Source organism: Saccharibacillus sp. CPCC 101409 (genome assembly GCF_030518235.1).
Taxonomy (GTDB): Bacteria; Bacillota; Bacilli; order Paenibacillales; family Paenibacillaceae; genus Saccharibacillus.
In genome coordinates, this window is record NZ_JAULSA010000010.1 from 1 (window position 1) to 14,655 (window position 14,655).

14 protein-coding genes are annotated in these 14,655 nt (G+C 58.3%); 10 read left to right on the forward strand and 4 right to left on the reverse strand.

The features are described from left to right. Positions 1 to 257: 257 nt before the first annotated feature. Positions 258 to 1,208 (reverse strand): aromatic acid exporter family protein, encoded by a 951-nt coding sequence (locus tag QWJ34_RS18930; protein WP_302730489.1) that lies wholly within the window; start codon positions 1,206 to 1,208, stop codon positions 258 to 260. Between the two features lie 166 nt (positions 1,209 to 1,374). Next, on the reverse strand, positions 1,375 to 2,898 hold the full coding sequence (locus QWJ34_RS18935) for a carboxypeptidase M32 (RefSeq protein ID WP_302730263.1): 1,524 nt from the start codon (positions 2,896 to 2,898) through the stop codon (positions 1,375 to 1,377). A 144-nt stretch (positions 2,899 to 3,042) separates the two neighbouring features. Here QWJ34_RS18935 and QWJ34_RS18940 point away from each other — a divergent pair, with 144 nt between their 5' ends. The 5 genes from QWJ34_RS18940 (at position 3,043) to QWJ34_RS18960 (ending at position 5,745) form a co-directional block, all read left to right on the forward strand. Next, positions 3,043 to 3,399: an iron-sulfur cluster biosynthesis family protein gene (locus tag QWJ34_RS18940; protein ID WP_302730264.1), complete on the forward strand. Its 357-nt coding sequence runs from the start codon at positions 3,043 to 3,045 to the stop codon at positions 3,397 to 3,399. Positions 3,400 to 3,503: 104 nt separating this feature from the next. Continuing rightward, positions 3,504 to 4,103: a beta-class carbonic anhydrase gene (locus tag QWJ34_RS18945; RefSeq protein WP_302730265.1), complete on the forward strand. Its 600-nt coding sequence runs from the start codon at positions 3,504 to 3,506 to the stop codon at positions 4,101 to 4,103. A 195-nt stretch (positions 4,104 to 4,298) separates the two neighbouring features. After that, a complete protein-coding gene (locus QWJ34_RS18950) occupies positions 4,299 to 4,838 on the forward strand; it encodes a PadR family transcriptional regulator (RefSeq protein ID WP_302730266.1) in 540 nt (179 codons plus the stop codon). Between the two features lie 160 nt (positions 4,839 to 4,998). Further along, positions 4,999 to 5,463: a hypothetical protein gene (locus QWJ34_RS18955; protein ID WP_302730267.1), complete on the forward strand. Its 465-nt coding sequence runs from the start codon at positions 4,999 to 5,001 to the stop codon at positions 5,461 to 5,463. Positions 5,464 to 5,466: 3 nt separating this feature from the next. Next, positions 5,467 to 5,745 (forward strand): YxcD family protein, encoded by a 279-nt coding sequence (locus QWJ34_RS18960; protein WP_302730268.1) that lies wholly within the window; start codon positions 5,467 to 5,469, stop codon positions 5,743 to 5,745. Between the two features lie 103 nt (positions 5,746 to 5,848). Here QWJ34_RS18960 and QWJ34_RS18965 read toward each other — a convergent pair whose 3' ends face one another. After that, the gene (locus tag QWJ34_RS18965; RefSeq protein ID WP_302730269.1) at positions 5,849 to 6,931 is read right to left on the reverse strand and encodes a glycoside hydrolase family 172 protein; all 1,083 of its coding nucleotides are present in this window, start codon (positions 6,929 to 6,931) and stop codon (positions 5,849 to 5,851) included. Between the two features lie 132 nt (positions 6,932 to 7,063). Here QWJ34_RS18965 and QWJ34_RS18970 point away from each other — a divergent pair, with 132 nt between their 5' ends. Further along, on the forward strand, positions 7,064 to 7,957 hold the full coding sequence (locus QWJ34_RS18970; RefSeq protein WP_302730270.1) for an AraC family transcriptional regulator: 894 nt from the start codon (positions 7,064 to 7,066) through the stop codon (positions 7,955 to 7,957). A 59-nt stretch (positions 7,958 to 8,016) separates the two neighbouring features. On the opposite strand, the gene QWJ34_RS18975 is transcribed toward QWJ34_RS18970, so the two are convergent. Then, positions 8,017 to 8,730: a rhamnogalacturonan acetylesterase gene (locus tag QWJ34_RS18975; protein WP_302730271.1), complete on the reverse strand. Its 714-nt coding sequence runs from the start codon at positions 8,728 to 8,730 to the stop codon at positions 8,017 to 8,019. Between the two features lie 162 nt (positions 8,731 to 8,892). Between QWJ34_RS18975 and QWJ34_RS18980 the strand changes: the two genes are divergently transcribed. The 4 genes from QWJ34_RS18980 to uxaC all read left to right on the forward strand — a co-directional run bounded on the left by QWJ34_RS18980 (position 8,893) and on the right by uxaC (position 14,423). Beyond that, complete coding sequence (locus tag QWJ34_RS18980; RefSeq protein ID WP_302730272.1) at positions 8,893 to 9,771, forward strand: AraC family transcriptional regulator; 879 nt, start codon at positions 8,893 to 8,895, stop codon at positions 9,769 to 9,771. Between the two features lie 263 nt (positions 9,772 to 10,034). Then, a complete protein-coding gene (locus QWJ34_RS18985; protein ID WP_302730273.1) occupies positions 10,035 to 11,459 on the forward strand; it encodes a tagaturonate reductase in 1,425 nt (474 codons plus the stop codon). A 7-nt stretch (positions 11,460 to 11,466) separates the two neighbouring features. Continuing rightward, positions 11,467 to 12,954 carry a UxaA family hydrolase gene (locus tag QWJ34_RS18990; RefSeq protein WP_302730274.1) on the forward strand — a complete coding sequence of 496 codons (1,488 nt, stop codon included), beginning with the start codon at positions 11,467 to 11,469 and terminating at the stop codon, positions 12,952 to 12,954. Continuing rightward, a complete protein-coding gene (gene uxaC / locus QWJ34_RS18995) occupies positions 12,951 to 14,423 on the forward strand; it encodes a glucuronate isomerase (RefSeq protein WP_302730275.1) in 1,473 nt (490 codons plus the stop codon). Before QWJ34_RS18990 ends, uxaC begins: the two co-directional genes overlap by 4 nt. Positions 14,424 to 14,655: the final 232 nt, after the last annotated feature.

Below are 14,655 nucleotides of genomic sequence, written 5' to 3' on the forward strand. Positions count from 1 at the left end.
CACCGGAAAGCCGTATGAGGGAAAACCTCACGTACGGTTTGATGAGGAGGGGCAGAAAAAAAATGGAGACGTTTTGATCTGCCTTTTACTCTAGTATGCGGTAGCGTTCGCCTTTGAAATCGGGAAATCTCCGCCTTAATCTCATCCAATTTCCCGATTTCAACACGCGACCTAAAGTCTTTCGAAGAAAGACACGCCGAAAGCATACGCTACGAATTTCTCCTGCAGCGCCCCTCCCAACCACCCAACCCAACTTTTCAAACATGATGAGGAGCCTTACTCCTCCTCGACATCTCCAAATACCCCTTCAATTCCCGGCACAACTGAAGAATCGCCGCCCGCACCTCGAATTCCTCGCGCGTTTCCGGCAGCTTCATCTCTTTAAATTTTTCCTCCAGCTCGTGCAGCATCGCCGCCGCTTTGCCCGTGTAATGCTCCTGCCTCACATCGCGCTCCAGCTGGTCGAACAATTCCGCCGTCAGTTCCGCCTGCGAAATCTGCTCGTATACCTGCGACACCAGCTGCGCCATCGTCTGGATCGATTCCAGCTGCTGCTTGCGCATATAGAAGTACACGCTCCAGAACTCGTCGGCTTTCATCAGCTGGTTTTCCAGCGAACGGTGCGCCAGGACCAGACCCTGCGCCACTTTCTTGTCCGCTTCGATCAGCTCTTTGCCGTCCCACAGATAATTGGGGTTGCGCAGCGTGCGGGCGAACTGGGCGAAGATCTTGGAGAAACACTGGTCCGCTTCGCTGCGCACTTTGGACAGCGCTTCTTCCGGATTCGGCATATAGACCAGATTAACCAGCATCGCCGAACCGAGACCGATCACCAGCAGCTCCACTTCCGTCAGCAGCACCGGCCACGAGATCACGCCGGCGTTGAACACATGGAATACCACGACCGCGTTGGTCACGATTCCGCCTTTGAACGAAGCGCGGACAATGAGCGGGAAAGCGAGCAGAATATAGATCGGCACCACCCAGTAGTGGAAACCCAGCAGACCGAACAGCGTACACGCCACGGCCAGGCCCACGATCGAAGCGAAAAAGCGGTCGACCACCGTTTTCACGCTGCGCTTGATCGTCGTGTCCAGGCCGAGAATCGCCAGCAGGCCGGCGGACGTCGCGGACGGAATGCCGACCCAGTGCGCGATCATAATGGCGGCGAACGCCGCGATAGCCGTTTTGACGACCCGAAATCCCACCATGCGACCACCGATTCCTTTCTTCTTTTTTCAGAAACGTTCACTGAATTTTCAAAAATGCCATCAGCCTGACATCCGGCGCGCGGAGACAAAAATCCCGCCGTCCCCTTATAAGGAATCGGCAGGATTTGTCAGAGCCGCGCGGCGGATGCCGCGGCGTTCGGTCCTACAGTTTCAAATTATACAGGCTCGCATACTTTTTCTCCAGATAATCGGCCAGATAATCCGGATTCAGTTCCTCGCCGGTTACGTCTTTGATGATTTCGGCCGGTTTCTTCGATTTGCCGAAACGGTACACTTTGTCCGTCAGCCATTCTTTGATCGGCAGCAGATCGCCCTGCTCGATCAGCTCGTCGATATTCGGCAGTTCTTTGCGCAGCGTGTTCATCATCTGGGCCGCGTACATGTTGCCCAGCGAGTAGGACGCGAAGTAGCCGAACGAACCGCCCGACCAGTGCACGTCCTGCAGAACGCCTTTAGAGTTGTTCGGAGGCGTGATGCCGAGGTAGTCCTCGTACTTCGCGTTCCAGACTTCCGGCAGCTTGTTCACATCGAGATCTTCGTTGAACAGCATCTTCTCGATCTCGTAGCGGATAATGATATGCAAATTGTACGTCAGCTCGTCCGCTTCGATGCGGATCAGCGAGTTCTCGACCCGGTTGGCCGCAAAATGGAATTTCTCCGGCGTCACGCCCGTCAGCTGGTCCGGGAACTGCCGCTGGAGTTCGCCGAAATACCGCTGCCAGAACGGCAGGCTGCGCCCGATCATGTTCTCCCAGAAACGCGACTGCGATTCGTGGATGCCCATCGACGTGCCCTGCGCAAGCGGCGTGCCCGAGAGCTTGGGATCGACATTCTGCTCGTACAGCGCGTGGCCGCCTTCGTGCAGCGAACTGAACGCCGCGCTGAGCAGGTCTTTTTCATGATAATGCGTCGTGATGCGCACATCGCCGATATTCAGCGTCGTCGCGAACGGATGCACCGTTTCGTCCAGACGGCCGGCGTCGAAGTCGTAGCCCATTTCATTCAGAATGTAATGGCTGAACGCTTTCTGCCCTTCGATCGGGTAGCTTTCGTCCAGGAACGGCAGTTCCGGGCGAATCTCCGAGGCGGCGATGGCTTCGGCCAGCGGCACGAGACGCTTCTTGAGGCGGTCGAACACGGAGTCCAGCTTCTCGACGGTCATATCCGGCTCGTACATGTCCAGCAGCGTATCGTAAGGCGTGTCTTTGGCGCCCCAGTAGCCGATAAATTTGCGCAGCGTGCCGACGATCTCGGTCAGGAACGGCTCGAACGAATCGAAATCGCCGCTTTCCTTGGCGTCTTCCCACTGCGTTTCCGATTTGGAGGTCAGGATGGTATAAGCTTTGAATTCGTTTTCGGGAATCTTGCGGTTTTGGTCGAAATCTTTTTTGACCGTATCCACCAGACGGCGATCCAGATCGTCAAGCTGCGCCGCGTTTTGCTGCTGCGTAAACAATTCCAGGTATGTACCCATCTCGTCCGACGTTTGCAGCTTGAATGCTTCCGTGGACAGCAGGCCGATCGTTTCGGCGCGCACGCCCGCTCCTTTGCGGGGCGCTCCGGTGCGCAGATCCCAGTACATCAAAGCGATCGCTTCGTTGTAGCTGCCGATCTTGGCCACCAATTCGCGAAATCCGTCCCACTGCTTGCTCAACTGTTGTTCCATGCGAATATTACCCCCGTCCGTTTGATCGTTACATAATTTTGGTAAAAAACAACACCCGCCTCTTGATCATACGTTTTAAGCGGGGTATAATCAATATCAACGAAAGGTTTTGCAAAATACAATTTCGAAAAAGGAGTCCTCATCATGCCGCTTACAATGAAACTGTCTCCCGAAGCGCAAACCTTGTTTGAACAAAAATTCGCCGGCCGCCCCGGTTATATCCGCCTCGCTTACGATAACGAAGGCTGCGGCTGCTCGCTGAGCGGCGCCATTGCATTGTGGCTGATCGACGCTCCGGTCGCGACGGACGAAGCCGTCGAATCCGCAGGCGGACTCCGATTTATCGTGGACAAGAACGACGCCGTGTATTTCGACCGGAATCTGTCCATCACGATCAGCGGCTTCGACAAAACGTCGGTGCGCCTCGCCAGCGACGGCCAATCGTACGGCTCCAGTATCCGCATCGAAGACCGCCGCGCGGGAGCCGAAGTCGGCGCCTGAAACGCATCCGGGATTTTTCGGCAAAATTCGGGCTTGAATTCTTCCCCGTTCTTTATGTAAAATTCGGAATAACGCTGCGAGGACCATAAAAGGGGGAACGGATTTTGAGTCAGATTAACGAGATTTTGGAACATAACCAGGCTTTTGTCGAGAACAAGGAATACGAAACGTTTATCAGCGGCAAGTTTCCGGAAAAAAAAGTCGTCGTGCTTACCTGCATGGATACCCGCTTGACGGAGCTGCTGCCCCGCGCCATGAATCTCCGCAACGGAGACGCCAAGATTCTGAAAACGGCCGGAGCGGTCATCTCTTCGCCGTTCGGCAGTATCATGCGCAGCATCCTCGTCGCCCTGTACGAACTGCAGGCGGAAGAAGTGATCGTGGTCGGCCATTACGAATGCGGCATGGCTTCGCTGAACGCCGAACATATCATGGGCAAAATGCGCGATAGAGGCGTGACCGAGGAAGTGCTGACGACTTTGGACCATTCCGGCGTCAATCTGGCCCAGTGGTTCAAAGGGGTGGAGAACGAAACGCAGGGCGTCATGCACAGCGTGAATATGATCTCGAAGCACCCGCTGATGCCGCCCGGCGTTCCGGTGCACGGCATGCTGATCGATCCGAAAACCGGCCAACTGGAGCTGGTTTCCGATGGTTACGAACGACTCAAAGGACATGAAACGGACTCCCCCGCTTCGGTTTGATCCATGCCTTTTCGAAAGTTCGGATTCACCCGGCGCGATTCCCTGCGGAATCGCGTTTTTGACGCGCCGTTCGCTTTCCGTTTCCTTCCTGTAATCCCCTTGGTTGCCGCCGCTCTCTTTTATGTGTACACTTGAAACTACGGAATGTGCTCGTCCGCACCGGAGCGCCTTCGAATTTAGAGAACGGGTGATTTCATGAATACACTTTCCTACGGCCTGCTCGCTCTGGTTTCGCGCAAAGAAGCTTCAGGCTACGATTTGATGCTCAAGATTCAGCCCTTCTGGCAGGCCAAACACAGCCAGATCTATCCGCTGCTCGGCGGCATGGAAGAAAAGGGATTGCTCAGCGCCAAATGGGTACAGCAGACCGACAAGCCGGACAAGAAACTGTACTCGATCACGCCGGAAGGCACCAAGATGCTGCACGAATGGCTGTCCGAACCGACTTCGGCTCCGGTGATGCGGGACGAATTCAATCTCAAATGTTTCTGCATTCATATGGCCGACCCGGCGGAAGTGCATCGGCTGTTCGTCGAACGCCGCAAGTATCATATCGACCGCATGAAGTACTACAAGGATATCCAGGAATCGATTCCGCCGGAACACCGCAATCCCGGTCATATCGCATTCGAAGATTACATTTTGCTGCAAAAAGCGTATATGCGCACCAAAGCGAGCGTCGATTGGATCGACTGGGTGGAAGAATTGGTCGGGCAGTGGCAACCGCAGGCGTAAACGGGAATCGATCGGGGCTTTTCCGCCCATTTTCGCGATTACACAAATTTATCCTTAAAAATTGAAACGTTAGCGAAGTTCCTTCGTATATAGACGAAGATGGATGCGAGGCTCAGGCCGGTCGTCCCTACTATCTGTCCATATGGGAGGAACTTTTTGTATGCGCAACCGATTCAAAAAAGGATTTACGATCGTTCTGTCCGCGCTGATCCTGTTCGGCGCTTCGGCGATCGCGCCGGATCAGGCCGATGCCAGACGCGGCGGGTTCAGCTCCGGTCCGAGATCGTACCAGAGCACGCCGAACAAATCGCAAAATACCGACAGCATCAACTCGGGCACCCGCTCGAACTCCAATACGTCGACCGGCAGCGGTTATAACCGTTCGACGACCAACAATCGCTCCGGCTTCGGCGGCGGACTGTTCCGCGGCTTGTTCTTCGGCGGCATCGCCGGTCTGATGTTCGGCAGCCTGTTCGCCGGCATGGGCGCGTTCGGCGGCCTGCTCGGACTGCTGGTCAACGTATTCGTCTTGTACATGCTGTTCGTTCTCGTTCGCACCGTATACCGCAGCGTCAAAGAAAACCGCCGGCGTTCGCAGGAACGCGAGCGCGAAGGACGCTTCTAAGACATGCGGCTGTCGATGGACGAGATCGTCAACGCCGTCTGCCTGAACGTCGCGGAGCGCCGGCAGATCCGGCCTACCGACGTTACCGTCGAGCTGCTGTGGGACGAAGAGCTCGGTTTCAGCGCCGAAGTGACCGTGCAGGGGCGCAGCTGGTATCTGGTCGAAGGCAACCTGATCGAAGCCATCCTGCGGTATCTGGGCACGGAGTACGGGATTCGGACGTTTCCGGACCGGGTGCGGCTGGAGCTGACGGACGAGATTGTGGCGGAAGTGGCGGAGTAAATAAAGTCGCGCTCCCCGAGCGCTTTCGGATACAAAAAAAGACTTCGGTTCCCGCTTCGGCGCGGAATTCGAAGTCTTTTTTTGTATGGATGCGAACCGGCGGTCAGATCACTTCGAGGCCGTCCCGTCCCGGCAGCGGCGGATAAGGGGTATGAGGCTCGGACTGGTACCAGAACGCGACCGAAGCGATATCGTCTTGAAGCGGCAGATAGCGTCCGCCCGACCGCCAGCCGAGCGCCTGGATCGTCACCCGCAGGTCGCGCTCGAACCGGATCGGGTCCATCACATGCCAGCGGTACATCCCGAAGCGCTGCTGGCTGCGGTACAGGCCGTCCGGCCGGGTCTGCTGGTGGAAGCCCAGATAAGCGGTCGAGTACGGCGCGTACCGCCCCTGCGGCTGCTCGAAGTTCCACGCCCCGCCGAAATAATCTTCGGTTCCCGTTCCGCAGATCGTCGGGTATTCGTCGTCGCCGTCCAGATAGAATTTGATCTCGCCTTCGCCCCACCATCCGTCGTTGTTGACCTGCCAGGCCAGATACGTCCCTACATAATGTCCTTGACCGGCAGCGTCGTCCAGGATTATGTAGGGTTCCCGGTAAGCCAGCGGATTGCTTCTTCTCCAGCGGGCGTGAAAATAAGCGGCGTCCTCCGGCACTTCCGTCAGCGTATAATCGACCTGGTAGTACAGAACCGCCGGCGCTTCCGCCCGGTTCTCGACCGTAATCCGGGCTTTGCGCCGAAACGGCATGATCCAGTAGCTGTTCATGCCTCCGGCCGGATTGACCGCGATCGGCAGGGAATTGACATCGCTGCGCTCGCACCAGCCGTTGCAGAAGAAATCGCCCAGCGGCGTTTCCACGCTCGGTTCGCTTTCTTCGTCCCAGTACATGCGGATAATCAGGTCTCTCCAGGTCTGCGGCGTACTGGTCAGCCAGATATGCTGAATCGCACCGGGGCCGTCGATATCCGCGAGCGTAAATACGCTTTCCGGCCGGATCTCAACCGAAGGCGAGACTTTCCATCCTTTGCCCAGATCGCGCGAAGCCGCGGCGCCCGTTCCTTCGACCGCCCGCGCTCCGCCGCCTTTGGCTCCGTCGAAGTTCTCCGCGCTGATCGACCGCGTTTGCGCGGACGACAGCCGAAACAAGTTTCCCAAATTCATGGCCAATCCGTTAAAATGAGTCATGATCCCCGTGTGCCTCCCGTCGAAGTAAGATGCCCTGCTTTATATTGTAGGCGCTTTCTTCCATAGAAGGGATGTCGGAACCGGGGAACCGTTATCCGATCTTGCTTTTTGCAAAAGGAGGTCTGTATCGATATGGATCAAGCAGCGCAGCGGGCGGCGGAAAGCCGGCAGTTGGCCCATCGGCTGTCTCCCAACGTCCGGATCGCCTGGAATCACCGGGTGCGCCGGATGAAGCTGAAATCGCGGATTATTTTCGATTACGAACTGCTGTATGTGGAAAAAGGCGAGCTGACCGTTCGGCTGGAACGAGAAACGGTGCTGGCGGGACCCGGCACCATTCTGCTGTTCAAGCCGGGTCTGGAGCACGAGTTTCTGCGCAGCGACGGCGAATGCTGGATGCCCCATATTCATTTCGACGCGCTGTACTACGAGGATTACGAGGAAGTGCCGATCGGCTTCAAGCAGCGGCACGAGTACAGCGAGCGGGAAATGAAATGGCTGCGTCCCGACGTGCTGGGCTCCGTATTCGAGTTTCCCAGCGTGTTTCGGATCGGGAATCACGGCGAAGTCCATCAGGCGCTGATGCAGCTGATCCATGCTTACGAGCGGCGCGACGCCGATTATCCGTTGATCCAGAAAAGTCTGGTACTGCGCATTCTTCATCTGCTGCAAACCGGTCTGCGGAGCGGCCGCGACGGCTCGCTCGGCCGGCACCGACCCGCGATGGAGCGGGCGGCTTCTTATATTGCGGAGCATTACAGCGAAACGATTGCGCTGGAGACCCTGTCCAAACAGAGCTGCCTCAGCGTGCATCATTTTTCGCGAATCTTCAAAGCGGTCTTCGACGTGTCTCCGCACCAGTTCCATATCCGCTGCCGGATCGAAAAAGCGAAAGAACTGATGGCGTTCAGCCCCATGTCCCTGTCTTCGATCGCCGAGCAGGTCGGCTACGGGAACGTCTATGCGTTCAGCAAAGCGTTCAAACGGATCGAAGGCATCTCGCCGAGCCGGTTTGCAAACCGGTAAAAAGCCCGGGCGCGCGCAGTGCTTCCACCATTTCTCCGAATTTCTTGTCCGATCTTAGGTCATGCGCGATTGCGTCCGGTCGATCCCGGCAAAGATTCCCGTTCGGGCGTATTCGACGTAATCAAACCGCAGCGTTCAAGCCCGTCCGCCACCAGCGCCGCGACGCTTCGCGCGCCCTGTTCGTTCAAATGCGTATTGTCCTGGATTCCGTCCGGATAGTTCGGATGTTCGCCCGGCTTGAACTGCGTGAACCATTCGCGCGACCGGGCGTCGCCCATTTCTTTGAACGCCGCCGCGCTGCGGCCGGTCAGGTCGATCAGCGGCACACGCTCGCGCACGGCCAGCGATTCGACCGCGCGCGGATAATCGCCGTGCGTCGGCAGCAGCAGTCCGTTTGCGTCGAAATAGCGGCGGCACAGCGGCGTAATCAGCACAGGCTGCGCTCCTTTGTCGCGCGCGCCGTCGATGTACCGCTTCAGCGTCTGCGGATACGTGCTCCACGGACAGGTATGCCGCAGCGGATCTTCTTTGTTGTCGTTATGCCCGAACTGGATCAGCAGCAGATCGCCGGGCGAGATGTGTTCCAGAATCCGGTCCAGCCGGCCTTCGTCGATAAAACTTTTGCTGCTGCGTCCGCAGATCGCTTCGTTGACCACCCGGACCGACGGCGGCAGGAACGAAAACAGCTTCGCTCCCCAGCCTTCCATCGGAGCACGGTCCGGCGTGTACGAAGCCATGGTCGAATCGCCCGCCAGGTAAAAGGTTTGCGTCATGCGCTTTCCCTCCTTCCGATTACTCGCTGTACAGACTCAGCTTATCCGAAAATTGCCGGGATTTCTCCGTTTATTGACGCTGTATCGACTCTACCCCGCTTTTTTTGCTACAATCGACGCAGCAGGACCGCCCTGCCACTTCCGCGACAAGGAGGATTGCCTATGCCGCTTAGACAGCTTCCCGACCGGCTCCAATTCGGCGAGCCGAAGGACGTACTGCGCGCCGAGTTCGACCGCCGAACCGGCCATTATTCGATGACGGAGAACCATTACCACCGCAATTACGAGTTGTATTATTTGTTCAGCGGCGAACGCAATTATTTTATCAAAGACAGCGCCTACCGCGTTCTGGCCGGAGATCTGGTGCTGATCGACTCGAACGCCGTGCACAAGACTTCCGATCTGGGCATACCGGATCACGAACGGGTCGTGTTTTATTTCGAGCCGCGGTATTTCGACGAGTATACGGAAAGCGAACGCGAACTGCTGCTGGCTCCGTTTACGCGGGATCAGCCGCTGATGCGGCTGAATTTGCAGGAGCGGCACCGGGCCGAAGAGCTGCTGCATTCGCTGCTGGCGGAGCTGCGGGACCGGCCGCCGGGCTATCGTCTGCATATTCGCCATATGGCGGGCGAGCTGCTGCTGCTGGCGGCGCGGCATTCCGGCGAACGGACCGAACGGACGCCGCGCGACGAGCCGACGCCGGTTCAGCGCAAAGTATCGGAAGTGGTCCGGCACATCAACGGCCATTTCGCCGAACCGCTCGAACTCGGCGGGCTGGCCCGGCGCTTTTATATCAGCCGAAGCCACTTGAGCCGGACGTTCAAAGAGGTGACCGGCTTCGGCTTCGCGGAATATATCAATATCACGCGGATCAAGGAAGCCCAGCGTTTGCTGCGCGAGACTCCGTACAGTGTAACGCGTGTGTCCGAGCTGTCGGGCTTCGACAACTTTTCGCACTTCGGCAAAATGTTCAAACGGCTGTCGGGCCTTGCGCCGAGAGAATACCGCAAGCTCAACCGGCGGCGTGAAGAACGTTGAACGAAGCGGCGATGAAGATTTTCGAGTCTTTATTTTACGTGCGCTTTTCCTGCCGCTCGCTTGACAACGCGCTTTTTCAATCCTAAACTGAAACCGTTAACAATACGATAATCCGAATGCACCGCAGCGCCTGAAGCGCAGCGAACCGGCGCGGGTCGGCTGCTTTTTCCACGGCGGACGAAGGCTGAAACTTTTCGGCTTTCGAACTTTTTTAAAGCAAAATGTTCACGTGTGCATTCTATCGAAACAAAGGAGCCTAGCCTATGAAAACGAGCTTCAAATTGTCCCGCAAGACCGTATCCGGCCTGCCGATCCATCCCGAGCGCGTAATCCAGTTCGGCACGGGCAATTTCATGCGGGCTTTCGTCGACTGGCAGCTTCAGCAGATGAACGACCGGGGATTGTTCGCCGGCAGCGCGGTGGGCGTCCAGGCGGTCTCCGAGCAGCCCGATCCGGAATTCGCCGCTCAGGATTATCTGTACACCGTGCTGCTCCGGGGGATTCAGGGCGGGGAAACGGTCGATACGGGCGAGATCGTTTCCAGCGTCAGCCGGGTAATCAGCGCCTATACGGATTACGAGCAGTTCCTGGCGCTGGCCGAAGACGAGCGATTGGAGTTTATCACTTCGAATACGACGGAAGCGGGCATCGTATACCGGCCGGAAGACCGGCTGGAAGACGCTCCGCCCGCCGGCTTTCCCGCCAAGCTGACCGTTCTGCTGCACCGGCGCTACAGGCTGGGCCGCAAAGGATTTACCGTGATCCCCTGCGAGCTGATCGACCGCAACGGCGAAAAGCTGCTGGAGATCGTAAAGCTTCACGCCGCCGACTGGGAGCTGGGCGAAGGCTTTCTGCGCTGGCTGGACGAGGAAAATACGTTCTGCTGCAGCCTGGTGGACCGCATCGTGCCGGGTTATCCGCGCGAGCAGGCCGAAGAACTGGAGCAAAACCTCGGTTATAAGGACGAGTTTATGGTTGCCGCCGAACCTTTTCTGCTGTGGGTGATCGAAGGTCCCGATCGCCTGCGCCAAACACTGCCGCTGGCCGAAGCCGGATTGAACGTCGTCGTGACGAGCGATATGACGCCGTACCGCGAGCGCAAAGTCCATCTGCTCAACGGTCCGCATACGGCGATGGTGCCGCTCGGCCTGCTGGCCGGGCTGGAAACGGTCGAAGAAGTCATGCACGATGCCGATCTGTCCGCGTTCGTCCTTGAGCTGGTCGAGCGCGAGCTGATTCCGATGCTGGATCTGCCGGAACCCGAACTGCGCGCTTATTCGGAAGCGGTGCTCGAACGGTTCCGCAATCCGTTTATCCGGCACGAACTGCGCTCGATCTCGCTGAACAGCATCTCCAAATTCAAAGCCCGCCTCCTTCCTCTTCTCCGGCGTTACGCGGCGGAACGCGGCGAGCTGCCTCCGCTGATTACGCTCGCGTTCGCGGCGCTGCTCCACAGCTATCGCGGCGGCAAGGTACGGCGGCAGGACGAAGCGCAGACGCTGGAGCTGTTCGACCGGGCCGCCGGCGATCCTTCCACATTCACGGCGACCGTACTGCGGCAGCAAGAATGGTGGGGAAGCGATCTGAACGAACTGCCGGGGCTTGCGGACAGCTTGAACGCAAGGATGGACGAAATCGGGCGGAGCGGCGTTCGTTCGGCGCTGCGCCGAATTCTACGGGGAGAGTGAACGGAAAATGAAACATTTGACGAAAATGAACGTCCGCGACAATGTCGCGGTGGCGCTGCGTCCGATCGGCGGCGGAGAACGGCTGGAGCTTGAAGGCGCGGCGGTCGAAACGCTGCAGGACGTGCCGCAGGGGCACAAGATCGCGCTGGCCGACATCGCCGAAGGCGGCCTCGTGCTTAAATACGGCGCTCCGATCGGTTATGCGACCGAGGATATTCCGGCCGGCAGCTGGGTGCATACGCATAATGTGCGCACGACGCTGGCCGGCGAAGAGCGATACGAATACGCGCCGGAGCTGCATCCGGCGGTGTATCCGCCTCGCGGCCTGACTTTCGACGGCTACCGCCGCGCGAGCGGCAAGACCGGCATCCGCAACGATCTGTATATCGTCCCGACCGTCGGCTGCGTCAACGGCGTGGCCGAGCTGATGATCGCCGACTACAAAGCGCTGCACGCCGACGACAGCCCGTTCGACAATGTCACCGTGCTCAAGCATCCGTACGGCTGCTCCCAGCTCGGCGACGATCACCGCATGACGCGCAGCATTCTGCTGGACGCGGTCAACCATCCCAACGCCGGCGGCGTACTGGTGTTCGGACTGGGCTGCGAGAACAATATCGTCGCCGAGTTCCGCGAGCTCCTGGGCGATTACGATACTTCGCGCGTCAAATTCCTGGTGGCGCAGGAGGTCGGCGACGAAGTGGAAGCGGGCCTGGAGCTGTTGGAAGAACTGCACGCGGCGGCGCTCGGCGACCGGCGTCAGCCCGTTCCGCTCAGCGAACTGAACGTCGGCCTCAAGTGCGGCGGCTCCGACGGTTTCTCCGGCATTACCGCCAACCCGCTGCTCGGCGCGTTCTCGGACTTCCTGATCGGCCAGGGCGGCAGCACGGTGCTGACCGAGGTGCCCGAGATGTTCGGGGCCGAGAAGATGCTGATGGCCCGCGCCGAGAACGAACAGGTCTTCGAACAAATCGTGTCGCTGATCAACGATTTTAAACAGTATTTCCTGTCGCACGGCGAAGTCGTCTACGAGAACCCTTCGCCCGGCAACAAAGCGGGCGGCATTACGACGCTGGAAGACAAATCGCTCGGCTGCACGCAGAAAGCCGGCACCTCGGCGGTCGTCGATGTGCTCCAATACGGAGAAAAGTTGTCCAAAAAAGGGCTCAGCCTGCTCCAGGCGCCGGGCAACGATCTGGTCGCTTCGTCCGCCCTGGCCGCCGCCGACTGCCAGCTTGTGCTGTTCACGACCGGACGCGGCACGCCGTTCGGCAGCTTCGTCCCGACGGTGAAAGTCGCCACCAACAACCAGCTGTTCGAGAAAAAAGGACACTGGATGGACTTCAACGCCGGTCCCCTGCTGGAACGGCCGATGGAAGACGTGCTGGAATCGTTTATCGCTTACATCATCGAGGTCGCCAGCGGCCGCCGGACGCGCAACGAGCAGAATCAGGTCCGGGAACTGGCGATCTTCAAAACGGGGGTTACATTATGAAAACGAAGATTCAAACGACAAACGAAACCGCGGCGAACGGAACCGCCGGAAACGGATCGGACGTTTTCCTGAACGAAAATTTCCTGCTGTCCACCGAAACGTCGCGCCGGTTGTTCCACGAACATGCCAAATCGATGCCGATTATCGATTACCACTGCCATCTGGACCCGAAAGAAATTTACGAAGACAAACCGTTTGCCAATCTGACCGAAGCCTGGCTGTACGGCGACCATTACAAATGGCGGCTGATCCGCGCCAACGGCATTGCCGAAGAACGCATTACCGGCGAAGTCTCCGATTACGACCGCTTCCTCGCCTGGGCGGAAACCGTGCCGAGAACGGTCGGCAATCCGCTGTACAGCTGGACGCATCTGGAGCTGCGCCGCTTCTTCGATATCGATACGCCGCTGAATCCGCAAAACGCGCCGGAGATCTGGGAACGCGCCAATGCCAAGCTCGCGCAGCCGGAATTCTCGCGCCGTTCGCTGATCGCGGGCTCCAACGTCAAAGTCGTCTGCACGACCGACGATCCCGCCGACAACCTCGAATATCACCGGCTGCTGGCCGAAGAAGAAAGCCGCTTCGCGGTTTTCCCGACGTTCCGGCCGGACAAAGCGCTGAATATCGATGCGGCCGGATTCCCGGATTGGCTGGCGCGGCTCGAAGAAGCGGCCGGACGCTCCGCCTCCACATTCGCCGAACTGACGGATATACTCGAAGAACGCGTATCCTTTTTCCACGAGCGGGGCTGCCGGCTGTCCGACCACGCGCTCGACACGCTCAAATACGGTGCGGCCGAACCGGAAGCGGTCGAAGACATCTATGCCAAACGGTTGACCGGCGCGGAACTGTCCGAAGAAGAAGTCGTCCGCTACCGCACCGCGCTGCTGGTCAGACTCATCGCCATGTACGAGCGCAAAGGCTGGACGATGCAGCTTCACCTGCACGCTTACCGCAACAACAATACGCCGATGTTCCGCAAGCTGGGGCCGGATACCGGCTACGACGGCCTGAACGATCTGCCGCTGACCGCCTCGCTGTCGGCGCTGCTGGACCGCGCCGAGACCGAATCCGGCCTGCCCAAAACGATTCTGTATTCGCTTAACCCGGGCGATTATCCGGCGCTGCTCGCGCTGATGGGCTGCTACCAGCGGGATGTGCCCGGCAAGATCCAGCTCGGTTCCGGCTGGTGGTACAACGATACCCGCGACGGCATGCGGCGTCAGCTGACTCTGCTGGCCGACAACGGGCTGCTGTCCCGCTTTGTCGGGATGCTGACGGATTCGCGCAGCTTCCTGTCGTATACGCGGCACGAATATTTCCGCCGGGTACTGTGCGAATGGATCGGCGAGCTGGCGCAGCGCGGCGAAGCCCCGGACGATATGGAGCTGCTGGCGGAGATGACGCGGGATATCGCTTACGGAAACGCGGCTGCGTATTTCGGGTTCAAGCTGCCGCAGGACGCTTGAGTCGGCTTTGCCAAGATAGCCTCTTGGGATACGCGCCGCTTAAATCGAATGTTGCGTAAGTGCATCATTTTCCCTATAGAGAGTTGATATTGTGCAGAATGTTGCGGTCGTGCATCATTTCCCGCCTTTTTTGGCCTTTGGAGCGGGAGAACGGTGAAAATGATGTACATGCGCAACATTTTCGAATAGATCGGCTATTTTCTATTAAGATGATGCACCCTGGCAACATTTC

Excerpts from the sequence above, each read along its gene's own strand:
- QWJ34_RS18935 (WP_302730263.1), bottom strand. The coding sequence starts at position 2,898 with ATGGAACAACAGTTGAGCAAGCAGTGGGACGGATTTCGCGAATTGGTG.
- QWJ34_RS18940 (WP_302730264.1), top strand. The coding sequence starts at position 3,043 with ATGCCGCTTACAATGAAACTGTCTCCCGAAGCGCAAACCTTGTTTGAA.
- QWJ34_RS18950 (WP_302730266.1), top strand. The coding sequence starts at position 4,299 with ATGAATACACTTTCCTACGGCCTGCTCGCTCTGGTTTCGCGCAAAGAA.
- QWJ34_RS18955 (WP_302730267.1), top strand. The coding sequence starts at position 4,999 with ATGCGCAACCGATTCAAAAAAGGATTTACGATCGTTCTGTCCGCGCTG.
- QWJ34_RS18960 (WP_302730268.1), top strand. The coding sequence starts at position 5,467 with ATGCGGCTGTCGATGGACGAGATCGTCAACGCCGTCTGCCTGAACGTC.
- QWJ34_RS18965 (WP_302730269.1), bottom strand. The coding sequence starts at position 6,931 with ATGACTCATTTTAACGGATTGGCCATGAATTTGGGAAACTTGTTTCGG.
- QWJ34_RS18970 (WP_302730270.1), top strand. The coding sequence starts at position 7,064 with ATGGATCAAGCAGCGCAGCGGGCGGCGGAAAGCCGGCAGTTGGCCCAT.
- QWJ34_RS18975 (WP_302730271.1), bottom strand. The coding sequence starts at position 8,730 with ATGACGCAAACCTTTTACCTGGCGGGCGATTCGACCATGGCTTCGTAC.
- QWJ34_RS18980 (WP_302730272.1), top strand. The coding sequence starts at position 8,893 with ATGCCGCTTAGACAGCTTCCCGACCGGCTCCAATTCGGCGAGCCGAAG.
- QWJ34_RS18985 (WP_302730273.1), top strand. The coding sequence starts at position 10,035 with ATGAAAACGAGCTTCAAATTGTCCCGCAAGACCGTATCCGGCCTGCCG.
- QWJ34_RS18990 (WP_302730274.1), top strand. The coding sequence starts at position 11,467 with ATGAAACATTTGACGAAAATGAACGTCCGCGACAATGTCGCGGTGGCG.
- uxaC (WP_302730275.1), top strand. The coding sequence starts at position 12,951 with ATGAAAACGAAGATTCAAACGACAAACGAAACCGCGGCGAACGGAACC.